Genomic DNA, 16,534 nt, shown 5'->3' on the forward strand with positions numbered 1-16,534 from the left:
AATGAATTGACTTAAGTTAAATAACTGACGATGGAATATCGAGGATTATTTATCGGTTTAACCACTCTAGATTTTATTTATGCGATCGAGCATTATCCCCAGGCAGATCGAAAAGTAGTAGCTGAGAATTATCTTACTGCAGCAGGAGGACCAGCTACTAATGCGGGAGTTGCCTTTAGTTATTTTGGCAACCGAGGACTGTTGTTAACTGTCTTGGGGCAACATCCGATCGGTCAGTTAATCAGAGACGATCTCCAGGATTATCCCCTAGAAATAGTAGATTTAATCCCAGAAAAAACCGATAGTCCCCCGGTTTCATCGATTATCGTAACTACTACTACGGGAGAGCGATCGGTCATTTCTATTAATGCGGTTAAATCTCAGGCTAGCAAAGCTCAAATACCCGAAGCTATATTGTCTGAGATCGATATTATTCTCATCGACGGACATCAAATGGAATTAAGCTGGGTTCTAGCTGAAGCAGCAAAAAGCCAACAGATCCCCGTAGTAATTGATGGTGGTAGCTGGAAACCGAATTTCGAACGAGTACTTCCCTTTGTCGATTATGCTATTTGTTCGGCTAATTTTTATCCCCCTCAGTGCCGTAACTCTCGAGATGTGTTCGAATTTCTACACGATTTGGGGATTCCTCACGTGGCAATTACCCAAGGAGGACGAGCAATTCAGTATAGCGATCGCGGAAAAATTGCTACTATACCCATACCTGCGATTCAAGCAGTAGATACCCTAGGCGCAGGAGATATTTTTCACGGTGCTTTTTGCAACTATATCCTCCAAGAAAATTTTGCCACTGCTCTAGCTCGCTCGGCTCAAATAGCGAGTAAATCCTGTCAATTTTTCGGTACTAGAAGCTGGTATCACAATTCCTAACGGGCGACTTACAGCAGTTTTTGTTTGAGCAAAAATTTAAACTTCAGAGGTAGATGACGAGTCTTCTTGGGGCAGATAGTCATTATATTTTTCCTGGTCGTAATAGTAAAGAGTGCGAATGGGGTAGGGAATATTAATATCTGCTTCATCAAACGCCTTTTTAATCGCCACAATTGCCCTAGTTTGGACGTGGCGCACCAGTTTTTGTTGGGGATGAGTCCAATAGCGCACCACAAAATCAATCGAGCTATCGTTAAAGTTCACCAGATCGATTTCTGGAGGGGGATCGTTTAGTACTCCTTCTACTCGAACGATTAGATTGGCTAAAAGCTGACTGGCTTCTGTCAGAGGAGTATTATAATCTACTCCCACTGCCAAGTCGGTTCTTCTAGCCGGATAAGCGGTTACAACTTGTACTGCGTCGGCAAATACAGTCGAGTTGGGTAATAAAACTTTTTGACCTTGATAAGTGCGGATTTGAGTGGTGCGAATGCTAATATTTTCGACCTTGCCTTGATAGTCTCCTATTTCTATTTCGTCACCAATACTAAAAGGCTCTTCGACTAACAAAATGATTCCCGCGAGAAAATTTTTAAAAATATCTTGGAAAGCAAAACCAACTGCCACAGAACCCAAGCCTAGAGTAGCAATAACATCTCCTAACTTGAAACCAGGAAAAGCAACTACGCAAGCCAAGACAATGCCTATTACCCATATTGCCACTCTGGTGGTTTTTTTGAGCAGCAGTTGTAAAGATAAACTGCGTATAGCCCGACTGCCTGCTTTCTCGACTAAATTTTGAACTAGTTGAACTGCATATTTAGTCAAAAATAGAATAATAATACCGGCAAGCAAATTAGGTATAGCTTTGACTGCTACGCCCAATAAATCTCGTAAGCTACTAACTATAGTTTCAATTATGATACTCACCTTTTAACTCCAAAACTTATTATAAATAAATAACTGTTCTAACATTTTTGGAAAAGCTGATTGAATTTAAATTTAGGCAGAAGAGTAAAAAGGTACTCCCCAAAATCGAGGAAGATGAGTAAGAAGATGAGATAGGAGTCGCTACAACCCATCCATGAGAACTTTGTTTCTCTCATGGCAATGCCCTTTTTCCAGTCTCCTCAGCCATACATAGCAGATTTAAGCTCGATCTTTAGTTAGGATAAAGATAATACCATCGCCAGAGCAACCGCCGAACACAAAGTACTCAAAACGATCGCGCTGCTAGTTAAAGCTTCGTCTCCTCCTAGTTGTCCCGCCATGATATAAGAAGCGATCGCTGTAGGACAAGCTAAATATAATAGAGCGATAGTGCGTTCGGGTGAGGAGAGATTTAACCAATTCGCTAAAAATACGCCTAGTAGAGGTGCGGCAATAACTTTAAGTACCGTTGCTAACGCCGAAAGTCCAATGCTACCCTGAATTTTGGTATTGGCGAGAGAAACACCAATACCTAATAAGGCTAGAGGTAACGACATTTGCCCGATGGTTTGAGAGGTTTTATCCAACCACAGCGGCAGAGAAATGCCCAGAATTGCCAAGATTAAACCCAAACCACAGGCAATTAATAAGGGATTGGTGATGGTCGAACGCAAGATCGTACGCCAAGAATCATTTCCCCTACTGTTACCTTCGATCAATACGAAAACAGCCGTAGCGTTGTAGAGAGGAACTAATGGAGCAAAAGAGAGTACCGCCAGAGATTGAAGCTGTTCGCCATTCATTGCAGCTACTGCCGAATTCCCACCAAAGCGATCGAGTGCATAACTAACTACCGGTAAACCGATATATGCTAAGTTCCCCCGAAAAGCAGCCTGAATAAAAGCTCCTTTTGTCCTCTTAGAAATACGCAACAACCAAGTCAATAAATACGCCAGAAGTACGCATCCGACTCCCCCTCCGGTAATTACCAGGGCAATTTTTAACGCCGAATCTCCAGCTATGGTTGCGGTTGCAGTTTTGTTAAACAACAAACAGGGTAAGCCTATCCAATAAACTAAACGATTATTTTCACGGGCTAATTGAAAATTGAGAAATTTAGTTTTTGCTAAAACCGTACCGAGAAAAATTACCAGAAATACTGGAGCTAGGGTATTAAGAACATACATACCAAGTTAATACTCGTATTGTAGCAATTGCCGATTACTTTTATGACTATACAAACTAAAATTAACGACTCGTTCGAATTAAAGCTTTTCAAAATTGCCAAACTCCTATAGTAATAAAACAATTGATAATTAATAATCGATCTATACGAAAACTAGAGAGTATGAAATGGAACTAACCTATCCTGAAGATTTGCAGTATCTAGACAGCCACGAATATGTCCGTGTCGAAGGAGAAATTGCCACCATTGGCGTAAGTGCCTTTGCTATCGACCAATTAGGAGACATAGTATTTCTCGAATTACCTGAAATTGGCGATGCGGTGGAAGTCGGAGACAGCTTTGGCACTATCGAATCCGTTAAAGCCGTAGAAGATCTTTATCCCCCCGTTTCTGGTAAGGTAATCGAACGTAATGAAGCGTTAATCGAATCTCCTGAAGTGATCGCCGAAGATCCCTACGGTGAAGGGTGGTTACTCAAAGTAAGAATCGATAATCCCGATGAAGAATTAATCGATGTGCTTTCGGCTGCTGAGTATCGCGCTCGAGTTGAAGGAGAAGAAGATTAGAGCCAAAAAGTGTTTATCTCCAACTAGAGAAATTTGCTAAGGTTTGTTACAACAAAGTTAATAAGTACGTGGTAAGGTCGTCATACTCATGCGATCTGCCACTATCTTTCTAGTTAGTAACATCATATGGTAAATTTAGATATTAACTACGAGCGCCAAACTACGAAGCCTCAAAGCAACAAGTCCTCAGAAGAAGTTATTTTCGCTACTACCGATACTTTTGCCGCCAGACACATCGGCTTGGAGCGACAGCAAATACAGCAAATGCTTGGCGTTCTCGGTCTAGATTCCATAGATGAATTAATTGCTAAAACCGTACCGCCAGCGATTCGCCTCAATAAGTCCTTACAGCTACCAGAAGCTCTCAGTGAGTCGGATGCTTTAGCTAAAATTAGAGCGATAGCTCAGCAAAATCGGGTATTCCGCTCTTTTATCGGTATGGGCTACCATAACTGCATTACTCCGGCGGTAATTCTACGCAACGTTCTAGAAAATCCCGGTTGGTATACGGCTTATACCCCCTATCAAGCTGAAATCGCTCAAGGCAGACTAGAAGCGATGCTCAATTTTCAGACGATGGTTATCGAACTAACTGGTTTGGAAATTGCTAACTCTTCATTATTAGACGAAGGCACGGCTGCTGCTGAAGCTATGAGTATGAGCTACGGTGTATGTAAAACCAAAGCCAATGCTTTTTTTGTCGATGCTGGCTGTCATCCCCAAACCATAGAAGTAATTAAAACTCGCGCTACTCCTTTGGATATTGAAATAATTATTGGCGTAACCCGCGATTTTGACTTCTCTACACCGATTTTTGGTGCCTTATTACAATATCCAACTACAGAAGGAACTATTAACGATTATCGAGAATTTATCGCTCGCGTCCACGAAGCTAAAGCTCTAGCTACCGTCGCTGCCGATATTCTCAGTTTGGCTATCTTAACTCCCCCCGGAGAATTGGGAGCAGATATTGCCGTGGGCAGCACTCAGAGATTTGGGGTACCTTTAGGCTATGGCGGACCTCATGCAGCTTATTTTGCCACCAAAGAACAGTACAAGCGACAAGTACCTGGAAGAATTGTCGGCGTATCTAAAGATGCCAGCGGTAAACCTGCTTTACGTCTGGCACTGCAAACTAGAGAACAACACATCCGCAGGGAAAAAGCTACCAGTAATATCTGTACGGCTCAGGTTTTACTCGCGGTAGTCGCTTCGATGTACGGAGTCTATCACGGTGCGGCAGGAATTAAGCGCATTGCCCAACGAGTGCATCAATTGACTTTATTTCTGGCAGCAGGATTGAAACAGTTAGGATACGAGCTGGCTTCCGAATCTTTCTTCGATACTGTCAAAGTAAATACAGAGAATGCTGTAGAGCTAGTTAACGCGGCAGAGGATAGAGAGATTAATTTTCGTTTGTTTGACGATGGTGCCATCGGAATTTCTCTAGATGAAACCACTACAGAAGCAGATTTAATAGACATCTGGTGTATTTTTGCCAAAACTGATGAATTGCCTTTTAGGTTGGCATCTTTGACAGAACCAGCAGAAAACATTCCCCCATCCCTACAGCGTACTAGTAAATATCTCACCGAACCAGTTTTTAATCGCTATCATTCCGAAACCGAACTACTGCGCTACCTCCATCAGTTGGAAACCAAAGATTTGTCCCTGACTACCTCGATGATTCCCTTGGGTTCGTGTACGATGAAGCTCAACGCCACAGCCGAGATGCTGCCCCTAACCTGGGCGGAGTTTGGTAACATTCATCCTTTCGTACCTCAATCTCAAACTCAAGGCTATCAGCAATTATTTCGGGATTTAGAAACCTGGTTGGCAGAAATTACTGGCTTTGCAGGAATCTCTTTACAGCCCAACGCTGGTTCCCAAGGGGAGTACGCCGGACTGCAGGTAATCCGCAAGTATCATCAAGAGCGGGGAGAAGGACATCGTCGTATTTGTCTAATTCCCGAGTCGGCACACGGTACTAACCCTGCCAGTGCGGTAATGTGCGGGATGAAGGTAGTAGTAGTTAAATGCGATCGCGATGGTAATATCGATCTCAAAGACCTACAAACTAAAGCCGAGAAGCACCAAGATAATCTAGCCGCCTTGATGGTAACTTATCCTTCGACTCACGGCGTATTTGAAACCGAAATCAAAGATATTTGCGCGATCGTCCATCGCTTTGGCGGACAGGTATACATGGACGGAGCCAATATGAACGCTCAGCTAGGCTTGTGTCGTCCCGGAGATTATGGTGCGGATGTGTGTCACCTCAACCTACACAAAACTTTCTGTATTCCCCACGGTGGTGGGGGACCTGGTGTAGGTCCTATCGGCGTGATGTCCCATCTGGTACCCTTTTTACCCGCTACACCTGCAAATAATAATTCCCAATCCATTGGAGCGATTTCTGCCGCACCCTGGGGTAGTGCGAGTATTTTAACTATTTCTTGGATGTATATCGCCATGATGGGGGCAGAGGGTTTAACCCAGGCGAGTAAAGTAGCAATTCTCAACGCCAACTACATGGCAAAACGTCTCGCTCCTTATTATCCAGTTCTGTATAAAGGCAAGTCTGGTTTAGTCGCCCATGAATGTATTATCGATCTGCGTCCCTTAAAAAAACGAGCCGGAGTAGAAGTAGATGATATTGCCAAACGCTTAATGGACTTTGGTTTCCACGCTCCTACCATTTCTTGGCCTGTAGTTGGTACGATGATGATCGAACCGACTGAAAGCGAATCTCAAGAGGAACTAGATCGCTACTGTGATGCTGCGATCGCCATCTATCACGAAGCAGAAGCGATCGCCAACGGACAAATCGACCCCGATAACAATCCCCTTAAAAATGCGCCTCACACCGCAGAATCTCTAATTTGTGGCGAATGGGATCGCCCCTATACTCGCGAACAGGCAGCTTATCCCGCTCCCTGGACGAGAGAACAAAAGTTCTGGACTCCTGTAGGCAGAATCGATAACGTCTATGGCGATCGCAATTTAGTTTGTTCCTGTGAAGGGATGGAGGCTTATAAGAGTAGCGGTCGGGCGTAGTGTATTTGCTGTCCCAGATAACCGAGCAACAAAAATTTAGATTGAGCTAGGTAGGCGCGCGGTGCGTTTCTATCTTGCTTTCCCTTGATTCCCCCTCTCGCCAACTGCGTAATTTCTGAAGGGGTTGAGGTGCAAATAAATTAGTAATTAGCGATTGCCTAGGTTAGCCAGATTATTTGACTAATCTAATCGAAGAAATTGAAAACCACGGCAGCAATGAGAAAAAAACGGAAACTGTTTGATTTTGAAAAACTTTGCAGAAACGCTCTCTTTTTATGCCTAAAGAAACATTAAATTCAGACTGTATTATAGATTAAATAATAAAAAGTTAATTTAATTATTCTAAAGATATCTACTTGCGGTAGATCCTTGAAAGATAAAATTAAAATTAAATAAAGATGATAAGAATTCAGGTGCTAACTTGAGGAAAAAGAAAGGATTAGCTTCGCTCATTATTGGCTACTCTACTCTCTTCTGCCTTTTTGTCAACCCCTTCGCCTGAATCTTTACATAAAGATAAATACAATAAATACAAGTTTAGGGTTTATTTGCAAAGCCAATCTTGTGATACTTAAATAAATAATTAATATTTATTTTGGGAGATAGAAAGAGATCCTACTAAGACAACAAGTTGCGGCTCAAGTTTATCGTTTTTGTAGTTCGTAGTTTAATGAAGTTAATCATTGCAGACAAATAAGTTTATAGGCACTTCGATTAATTCAAACGTGTCAAGAGCAGTCTAAATACTTGCAGGAATCCTTGTAGGAGGTGTAACTATGGCAGATTGTGGTCTTCTTCTTCCTTGCGAAAGCACAGTTTCGAGTGATAGCGATGCGCTAACAATTACTAACAGTGGCGGGGGTGCTGCCATCGCAGCCATTGCTACTGGGAGCTTCGCTACTGCCTTAAAAGCTGAGGGAACCAGCGGTCCTGGTATGGTAGCCACCAGCGAAGACGATAGCGGCATTACTGCTGTGAGTAACAGTAACCATGGAGTAAGAGCTCTAAGCACTAGTGGCTATGCTGTCTTTGCTTCCGTCATGGGTACAAGCGGATTTTCTCCCCCACCTTCGGGGGTGTTTGGAGATTCCAACACTAGCTACGGGGTGGTTGGCAGTAGTGCCAACAGCATCGGCGTGTTGGGAAAGAGCGACACTGATGATGGAGTGGTTGGTATAAGCACAACAGACGTTGGCGTAATTGGAAGCTCCGACGGCGGCGACAACAGCTTTGCACCATTTGGTGTGGTTGGTAACTGTGGTCCAGGCACTGGCGTCTGGGGATTTAGTAACAGCGTAAGAGGTGTGACTGGGGTAGTAGACTCAGGTACTGGCGTGCTTGGTACAGCATTAGCAGAAGGCACTGGCGTAGCTGGTAGAAGCCCTTCTGGTACTGGTGTAAATGGCACTAGTAGCGGTGGGATTGTAAGCGCTGGTGTATTTGGTACTAGCAGCGGTGGTTTTATTAGCATCGGTACGGCTGGTATAAGCGACTCTTCTACAGGAATCGGTATATATGGCAGAGGAGGTGAAGATGGATTAGCTGGACTTTTCGATGGATCTGTTACTGTTAATGGTTTTTTAACCAAGTCTGGTGGTGGCTTCAAGATTGATCATCCCCTCGATCCAGAAAACAAATATCTCTACCATTCCTTTGTCGAGCCGCCTGAGATGAAGAATGTTTATGACGGGGTTGTGGTTCTTGATAATAATGGAGAGTATTCTGTAGAGCTTTCTGAATGGTTTGAACCTCTTAATTGCAACTTCCGCTATCAGCTCACCTCAATTGGCGAGCCTGCTCCCAATCTTCATGTCGCGCAAGAGATTGCCAACAATCGCTTCAGAATTGCCGGAGGAAAGCCAGGATTAAAGGTTTCCTGGCAAGTGACAGGAATCCGTAAAGATCTTTGGGCACAAGCACATCCTTTGACCGTAGAGGAGGAAAAGCTGGTAGAAGAGCGGGGCTACTATCAATCCCCCGAATTTTACAATCAGCCCGCAGAGAATAGCACATTTTGGAAGGGAAACTCCGAATTGTTACGCTTCCTGGAACAACAAGACTTATCCGATACACAGATAAGCCAGGTTAGAGAGCAAAGGCACTATCTTGAGGCAAAGATTCGCAGGCATAATGAAGAGCAGCAAGACTCATCGAGTACTTGACCATCTCAAGAATTCCGGCTCGAAACCACAGCTTTCTTAGATAATATTTTCCAGGTTATTTCGGTAAGAACGTAAGCAATAAGCATATTAACGACGGCGATCGCAATTTGGTTTGTTCGTGTGAAGGGATGGAAGCCTATCAAGATTGATAATTGCCTTAGACGATTTAATGATTGGTTGCTGTTTCTCTCAACCGGTCGTAAACCGAGTTTGCTTCCCTCTTAAGCCAGGTAGGCAAAGCATCGGTATCGATCTTCTTCGCTCGCGGCTGGCGTATTCTAGTCGCCCTTGATATTAATGCCTCGGGGTTACAACTTTGCACTACCTCTGCCAAAGTTCTGAGTCCTCGTTCGGGAGCTTCACAGAGCGTATCATAGTCAATAAAGTTAAGATGGGCACTTTCTGATAATAGGTGTTGGTAACTGGCTAGCCAATATTCGAGCCAGAACCCTAGTTCACTAGGGTTCTCTGACTTTCTGCGATCGAGCCAGCTATTAAAATCTAGAGGACGGAGATTCTGTCCGAAATCGTAATGACCGATCGCTTCCATATATTCTGAGGCAAACGCATCCGTTTGATGAAGTTGTAAAAAGTTGCAGTGCTGCTGGAGTAGAGAGGCAGCATGGTCTAGGGGATGACGAAAGGGAACGATAATAATCGAATCTGGAAAGAGTTTGTTTAATATTTGGATACGGGCGATATTGGCGTTGTTCTTGGAGACATAGCGAGGACAGCCTGTAGAATCCTGTTGGCGCAAGAAAATAATCTTACGCAGATGAGAGCGGAAAAACTCCTCAAATTCCTCATTCACTTCATAGTCCCAGGGAATGATGCGATCGCGATGGTAGTGGCGTTGCCAAAAAGTTTTCCAGACTACTTCTTCTAAAGCTTCGGGACTATCGGGGCTAATTTTCATCCCGTCGCCGTGAGCGCGTTCGCGATCTTCAACCTGCTGCTGAAAGACTTTAGAAAAACGCTGCCAGAAACAGGGAATCAGCACAAACGGCAGATCGCGGTAGCAATGAGAGGCAAATTCGGGCGAACTAGCGCAACATTCTAATAATAATGTGGTTCCCGCTCGCGGTAAGGCGGTAATAAACACGGGGCGATCGATTTTTAACTTAGCAAGCTGTTTGGCAAAAATTGCGTCTTCAGCATCGGCAAGTCCGATCTGAGCGGTATAGGTTTTAAACGCCACTTGATGCAGAGTGCGATCTAATGGGGAATAGCTACTGGCTGGCGATGTATTTGAAGAACGCTGCTTACTTGGTTTTAGGCATAGGGCAGCAATAACTACAATGCTGCTGGCGATAAGAAACCAAGGAGAAAAGGTAGTATCGATAGTTGCAGCCAGCGATAGCCAGCCTAAAAGCTCCCCGATCCAAATTACTCCTAAAGGCAAACCAACAGCGATCGCGCCACCGCCAGCAAGGATAAAAAATGCTCCAAACAATTTTAGTGAATTTTGCTGAAGCTCCGACTCTTTTTGCTCGTCGCTCAGACTGGGAGAACCAATGATATTCAAAGAATCAGTGGCAATACTGACGACATCCTTGCTTTTTTCTACTAATCCTAAAAGCTGAAATAAACAGACAAAGCCTATAACCAGGATTGCCGCACCGAGCCACTGGCTCATGCCTTCTCTCCTTCTTGGCTTCTATCGCTTTTGGCTTTTTTGCGCTTCCCTAAAATTCGCTTGATGGGAAACCATAAAAAGCCAAAAATGGCGGCAACTACAGCCGCGACTATAGCCAGAAACGCACCCAGAGCGGCGATTCCCGCTCCAGGTCCTACATATGCCATCGCAGGCTGCTGGATAAAGACAACTAATAAAAAGGTGAAAATCAAGGTGCCGATGAACGATAGCTGCTTCATGGATTTTGCCTCACAGAACTAGATTTTGACGATTTTTTATTGCTAGCGGTTATGTCTTCTTCGTCGAGAAATAGGGAAGTATACTCTGGTGACAGACGCTGAAATTCAGCAACTGCACCGACAATGCCGTGATCGACATAGTTGTAGTATTCCCAGACGATCTTTCCCTGGCGATCGACTTCGAACCCTCTTCCTGACTTGGATTCGGTAATTAGTAAATTGCCATTAGGCAGCCACTGATGTTTACCCATGACGTTTGTAAAGAAAGGCTGTTCGGGAGTGCCTTCAAAATAAGTCTCGACCGTATTGTCTGTTGCCGAGACGATCGCAATTCTACTTTTATGCTCTTCTACCGTAACGGCATTATTATTATTGTTGTCAAAAACTGAGATCGTATTGCCGTCGATAAAATCTGGGTCGTGCTGGCGTACAAATTTACCAATAGAAATAAACTTAATTTCTTCGCTCTCGGTGTTAAACACGAACACGGTGTTAATATTACGCAAGGAAACCATCACATCACCAGGCTCAAACAACCCCGACTCCATTTGAGCGGAGAAAGGTTCGACATCATTTAAATGTAGGATGTCATCGGCACCCAATAATTTACCCTCTCCCCTGATTCTGGTAGATTCGTTGTTAAGAGTACCGAGATAGAGAAGTCCAGTGTAGCCATTCTTGCGTAAGATATCCGCCACGGAATACTCTCTGAGAATTTTACCTTCGGGGGAAACTTCCAAAAGCGTATCTTCATAATATGGCGGTAAAAGATTGGGCAAACGAGAGTTTCTTTCAGTTTGAAACTTCTTGCCACCTACCCAAAGATTACCGTTGTCGTCTTTGTGAACTGAATGATGAGTTTGATAGGGCAAACGCCAGACAACTTCCCCACTGCGATCGAGCCGAATTAAACCCTGACTTTCAAAGTTAAAGATCAAGTCGCCGTCGTCCATAATCACAGCCCCGTGAATATTAGTCCCTGGCTTCTCCTTGGGAATATCATTTTCGGGAATATGCTGGGGATTGGGCCACATTTCAAACCAGTCGATATACCATTTGTGGACTGTGTTACCTTCTAGATCGACAATTTCTGCTGCTAGATTGCGCTCTGCTGCGATTTTGGTAACTAGGGTCAAACCTTGGTATGGCTCACCAGTTTTACTAACCTCCTTGGGATATGGTTGCTTCAAGCGTACATAATACCAAGGCAGCTGTTTGGAATTGCGGGGGCGAATTTTTTCCCAACCTTTAGCCGCCTCAGCATAAAATTGATAGGGAAAAAACTGAAGTTCTCTGACGAAATAGCCTAAATTAAAACTAATAAACACGCCAGAAATCAAAAACCAGATCAAGCTGAATCTTTGTGAAGTCATCTAAGCTAAAGCGTGGGATTTTTGTTTGGGACACTCAGGTTTTGCTTTGTATATTTAAGTAGGAAATTGCAAAAAAAAAGATAAGGTAAACCAATTTTGTCGATCGAAAGCGAGCAGATAATTTCTGAGCGAGGGTGCAAGGGTGCAGGGGGACAAGAGAAAGTAGGTGACTGAATAACTGTTGAGGTGGGGACTAGAAGAGTTTGATACTAAGCAAACTTCTTTCCAATCCCTAAAGCCAAATTTCTATAATTATATGGTGAAAATGCGATCGCCAATAGCGATTGCTTTTCCCGCTTCGGTTGGCAGCACTTTAGTATTGACGCTGAGACGATAAAAATGATTGAAGCGATCGCGCCTCGTCCAACTGGGTAGGGTTTCGCGACGTTTGGCGATAAATCTCTTGGTAAATTTAGGATCTCCTTTTCCGGTTAAGGTATCTCTGGTAGGAACTACACAACGCTGACAGGGATTGATACCAGAAAATAAGACATTGCCAATTTGAAAGGGTACACTATTATCTTCTCGGTCGAATAGACGATCTTCCCAAAAAGCAGGTACGCCGCCAACTTCCAAATTAGCCCGCAGGCGCGATCGCATTTCTGCTACGCTAACATCGGGAAACCATGATGCCACCGTTTCGATAGTGGCAGTGCTAATTAGGGTAGGACCATTGGCGTTAAGATCGTCGGGATAACCGGTTTGAGTATTTTGATATAAATTAACGGGAAAGCCAAAGTAATCCTGAAACCAAGCTTCTATTGCCCCTCGTTCTTCATCTAGATCGAAAACGTCTGTCTGTCCCTTAGGATAAACTTGCAGCGAGACAGTTTTAAAGTCTGTATCGAACCCCGTCCTAATCAAATGTACTTTAGGGTTATTTTTACCGTTAACATACTTGCCTTGTTCGTCGAACAAAGCCCACTGGCGATCGTGTTGTAAGGCACCGCTAGACAACAAAGTTGCATTGGAACGAGCAACTCCGTCCAAAGCTTTGATTGGATAAATATAAATACCAGCAAGATAAGCCATAGGCTATTATATCTATATATATCTGAAGAATGAGCATGGTAAACAGAGACTAGTCAAAAGTTACAGCAGTTTTCTATGGAGTAGACCATATCTTGGTATTAGCCAGGAGTCAGGAGGCAGTCAGGAGTCAGAAGAAAAAAGTCGATCGGTGGTTTTCTATTCAACTTAAAAGTGCAGTAAAAGTCAAAAGCTTTTTTATTAGGTAATGAGGTTAATTACTCGTTACTTTTTACTTTCTACTTGCTACTTATTCTCTAATGATTAATCGTTACGGCTAGATCCCAGTCGGGGCGTAAACTTCTAGCCTGACGTAAATAACAGTGGACGATCTCCGATTGCGGCACGATAGTATTTACCTGAATTAAAATTCTAATGCAGCGTGGTAAGTCGTTCTTTGCCTTCATTTGTTGCAAATCTAATAGGGGAACGTTGTTCCAACCTGGACGCTCTCTAGTAGCGGCAGCGGGAAACATAGCGTCGAGGTCTGGTGTGGCGGTAAAGAAAACGCAGACTATATCTTTGGGATTGAAACTATTGTATGCTTCAATTTCGTCTAGTAATTCTGCTACGGCTTCGGTAATTGCTTTCGCCGTATTTTCCTCGACCGTAATCGCCCCACGAATTCCTCGCACTCTTGAGTCCACTATTCATTCCTCCTTAGCTTAGTTTCAGTCCATTGCCTATTTTTCATTTTCTGCTATTTTTTAATTATCTCCGATCGGTCGCTAACAATTAACAATATGTACCCAATCTTGATATTTAGGATCGCGATTTTCAGTAATTGCAGTTAATTTTTCCCTGAGTTTGTCGGTTATCGGTCTTGTTGTCGGCAAATGATAGCTTTCAACTCTTTTAACTGGGGTAATTTTAGCTGCAGTACCGCTTAAGAAAACTTCATCGGCAATTAACAGTTCGGTTTTGTCTACGGGTCTTTCTACGGTGTCGATGCCTAAATCTCTAGCTATGGTCAAGATACTATCTCTGGTGATTCCTTCCAAAATATCCTGCTCGAATCCAGGGGTAATTAACTTACCGTTCCTGACCACAAAAATATTCATTCCCGAAGCCTCGCATACCTTACCTTGGGAGTTCATCAAGATCGCTTCGTCAAAACCAGATTCAACGGCTTCGGTTTTAGCTAGAGAAGAAGTGATATAGGCACCGCTAATTTTACCTCTTAAGGGCAAACTGCGATCTTCCTGACGATGCCACGAACTAATTCGACAGCTAATTCCTTCGGGAGGCAAATAATCTCCTAACTCGATGCCGTAGATAAAAAAGTCTTTTTCAATCTTATGGAGACGCGGTGCGATCCCAAGATCGGATGTATAGACGAAAGGACGAATGTAAAACGGCTTGATAGGCTGATTCTTTTTGACAAAATCAATGACGATTTGCTGGATTTTATCGGTGGGCAAATCGTAATTTAAAAACTTGGCACTATTGCTCAGCCTTTGGCAATGGCGATCTAACCTAAATAGTAAGATTCGTTGGTGATGTTGGGGATCGGGCAACCCTCTCATGCCACCAAAGGCACCCGTACCGTAGTGGAGAGCGTGGGTGGCAATAGAAATATTGGCTCGTTCGAATGGAACGAATTGATGCTTAAAGTAGGCAAAAGTTAAAAAGGTGTGCATTGCTTTCAGTTCGATTTATTTCGCTAATTTCGTTTTTAACTCAGCCATCCAGATAGATTTTGCTCCTGCAAGTCGGAAATTTTATCCAAACGAGCAATTTCATAGCGATTGGGTTGCGGCTTGGCGAGAGTTACGGGTAAAATTTTTAATTGGTCTTGATGAAAAATAGTAACTCGAATTGTATCCTCTGCTCGATAGTCTTTGAGGCGATCGCTCAAAAACTGAGAGGTAACGCGAATATCTTCGATCGCCAGTAATTCATCTTCGGCATCAATTCCGGCTCTAGCTGCAGGAGAATCGGCTTCGACAAATTTAATTATTTCTCTGCCGTTTTCTGAAACTACTTTCATACCCGTATGGGGTACTGGCTCGCTATCTTTGACGGTTTTGAGATACAAGCCAAAAGGTTCGAAATATTCATTAAAGGGCAATTCTACGGTAGTGTCAATATAGCGATTGAAAAAGTCATCTAAGTTGGTTTGAGCTACTTCGGCGATCGCATCGCGTAATTGTTTTTCGGTAAAGCCAATCTCTTTTTTCCCGAAACGTTCCCACATCAACCGCATTACATCATCTAGCGATCGCTGGTTGCGATGTTTGGCTCTAATCAATAAATCTAGCAGCAGCGACACCATTTCTCCTTTAAGATAATAGGAAATTTGGCTGTTATCGCTGTTAGCATCGCGGCGATAGAGCTTGATCCAGGCATCATAGCTAGATTCTCCCAAGGGCTGTACGTTACGCCCCGGTATGGTGAGATATCTGGTAATGTCTTTACTAAGATTTTCTAAATAGGTTTTGCGCTGATAAATCCCTGCCCGTAGGGGAATAAGATTATCGTAGTAGCTAGTGGTTCCTTCACAGAACCACAAAGAGGTAGTGTAGCTTTCAGCTTCGTAATCAAACTTTTCTAAAACGTGGGGGCGAATTCTTTTAACGTTCCAAAGATGAAAAAATTCGTGTGCCACAAGCTGCAAGAAACGATTGTATTTAGAGCGATCGCGAAAGCCCAAGCGGGGATAATTTAAACTACAAGAATTTTTGTGTTCCAAACCGCCATAGCCGCTACCAGAAAGATGGAGTAAAAATAAATAGCGATCGTAAGGTACTCCCTCAAAGATTTGGGCTTCAGCTTCGATAATTTTTTGGGTATCTTTAATAATCTTTTGCGGTTTGGCATTGCCCTTGCCCCAAATTGCTAGCTGATGGGGTTTATCAATCGCTTCAAACTCATAAACCTGCTGCGTTCCAATTTCGACGGGACTATCTACCAAAGTGTCAAAATCTGCCGCTTCAAAGATATTGGCTTGGCGATCATCGACTACAGATAAAGCAGTACTAACTCGCCAGTCAGAATAAGGCGGAATAATATTAACTCGAATTGGCTGTCGTTCCCAACCTGGAATAAACAAGAACAAAGCCGCACCGTTAAAATATCCGTGAGTAGTATCTAAGTGATTGGTTCGTACCGTTAGATCGTTGGCATAAACACGATAGCGCACCGTAATTTCAGAGCAGTTTTCTGTTGCTACCTGCCAGCGATTTTTACTAACTTTTTTACTGGCTAAGAGTTGTTGGCTGTTGCTATCTTCAGCCTCAAAATCTTGTACGTGCTTGGCATACTCTCTAACTAAGTAGGATCCAGGAGTCCAAACTGGCATTTTCAAATCTAATGTCGATGCTTCCCAGTTGTCTATCTGCAAACTCACTTCGAATAAATGAGAAGCTGGTTGCGGCATTGCCACTTGATAGACGATGCTTGTGGTTGTTGGTTTGAGTGGAAGAGTAGCGGTAGCTTCTGTCATGTATATTTCTTGTCTGGGAA

General features: G+C 43.4%; 13 protein-coding genes. 4 read left to right on the forward strand and 9 right to left on the reverse strand.

Annotated features, from left to right (window positions below):
• The first annotated feature begins 30 nt into the window (after window positions 1-30).
• Entirely contained in the window at window positions 31-891 is an 861-nt protein-coding gene (locus tag ACLFKQ_RS07410) for a sugar kinase (protein ID WP_448999171.1), read from the forward strand.
• Between the two features lie 36 nt (window positions 892-927).
• Here the strand turns inward: ACLFKQ_RS07410 and ACLFKQ_RS07415 are convergent, their stop codons facing one another.
• Window positions 928-1,821, reverse strand: coding sequence for a mechanosensitive ion channel family protein (locus ACLFKQ_RS07415; RefSeq protein ID WP_448999172.1), 894 nt, complete (start codon window positions 1,819-1,821; stop codon window positions 928-930).
• 236 nt (window positions 1,822-2,057) lie between these two features.
• Complete coding sequence (locus ACLFKQ_RS07420; RefSeq protein ID WP_448999173.1) at window positions 2,058-3,008, reverse strand: AEC family transporter; 951 nt, start codon at window positions 3,006-3,008, stop codon at window positions 2,058-2,060.
• A gap of 166 nt (window positions 3,009-3,174) precedes the next feature.
• On the opposite strand from ACLFKQ_RS07420, the gene gcvH reads away from it, so the two are divergent.
• The 3 genes from gcvH (at window position 3,175) to ACLFKQ_RS07435 (ending at window position 8,792) form a co-directional block, all read left to right on the forward strand.
• A complete protein-coding gene (gcvH, locus tag ACLFKQ_RS07425; protein WP_448999174.1) occupies window positions 3,175-3,573 on the forward strand; it encodes a glycine cleavage system protein GcvH in 399 nt (132 codons plus the stop codon).
• 126 nt (window positions 3,574-3,699) lie between these two features.
• Complete coding sequence (gene gcvP, locus ACLFKQ_RS07430) at window positions 3,700-6,630, forward strand: aminomethyl-transferring glycine dehydrogenase (RefSeq protein ID WP_448999175.1); 2,931 nt, start codon at window positions 3,700-3,702, stop codon at window positions 6,628-6,630.
• Between the two features lie 776 nt (window positions 6,631-7,406).
• Window positions 7,407-8,792 (forward strand): hypothetical protein, encoded by a 1,386-nt coding sequence (locus ACLFKQ_RS07435; RefSeq protein WP_448999176.1) that lies wholly within the window; start codon window positions 7,407-7,409, stop codon window positions 8,790-8,792.
• Between the two features lie 166 nt (window positions 8,793-8,958).
• On the opposite strand, the gene ACLFKQ_RS07440 is transcribed toward ACLFKQ_RS07435, so the two are convergent.
• The 7 genes from ACLFKQ_RS07440 to ACLFKQ_RS07470 all read right to left on the reverse strand — a co-directional run bounded on the left by ACLFKQ_RS07440 (window position 8,959) and on the right by ACLFKQ_RS07470 (window position 16,514).
• The gene (locus ACLFKQ_RS07440) at window positions 8,959-10,428 is read right to left on the reverse strand and encodes a sulfotransferase (RefSeq protein ID WP_448999177.1); all 1,470 of its coding nucleotides are present in this window, start codon (window positions 10,426-10,428) and stop codon (window positions 8,959-8,961) included.
• The gene (locus ACLFKQ_RS07445) at window positions 10,425-10,667 is read right to left on the reverse strand and encodes a hypothetical protein (RefSeq protein WP_448999178.1); all 243 of its coding nucleotides are present in this window, start codon (window positions 10,665-10,667) and stop codon (window positions 10,425-10,427) included. Before ACLFKQ_RS07445 ends, ACLFKQ_RS07440 begins: the two co-directional genes overlap by 4 nt.
• Window positions 10,664-12,040 (reverse strand): arylsulfotransferase family protein, encoded by a 1,377-nt coding sequence (locus tag ACLFKQ_RS07450; RefSeq protein ID WP_448999179.1) that lies wholly within the window; start codon window positions 12,038-12,040, stop codon window positions 10,664-10,666. Before ACLFKQ_RS07450 ends, ACLFKQ_RS07445 begins: the two co-directional genes overlap by 4 nt.
• A 252-nt stretch (window positions 12,041-12,292) precedes the next feature.
• Entirely contained in the window at window positions 12,293-13,072 is a 780-nt protein-coding gene (locus tag ACLFKQ_RS07455) for an MOSC domain-containing protein (RefSeq protein ID WP_448999180.1), read from the reverse strand.
• Between the two features lie 254 nt (window positions 13,073-13,326).
• Window positions 13,327-13,719 carry a chorismate mutase gene (aroH, locus tag ACLFKQ_RS07460; protein ID WP_448999477.1) on the reverse strand — a complete coding sequence of 131 codons (393 nt, stop codon included), beginning with the start codon at window positions 13,717-13,719 and terminating at the stop codon, window positions 13,327-13,329.
• Between the two features lie 78 nt (window positions 13,720-13,797).
• Window positions 13,798-14,709, reverse strand: a complete 912-nt coding sequence (locus ACLFKQ_RS07465) for a branched-chain amino acid transaminase (RefSeq protein ID WP_448999181.1) — start codon at window positions 14,707-14,709, stop codon at window positions 13,798-13,800.
• A gap of 35 nt (window positions 14,710-14,744) precedes the next feature.
• Window positions 14,745-16,514 (reverse strand): M61 family metallopeptidase, encoded by a 1,770-nt coding sequence (locus tag ACLFKQ_RS07470; RefSeq protein ID WP_448999182.1) that lies wholly within the window; start codon window positions 16,512-16,514, stop codon window positions 14,745-14,747.
• Window positions 16,515-16,534 lie beyond the last annotated feature (20 nt).

This window comes from Myxosarcina sp. GI1(2024) (assembly GCF_053543375.1).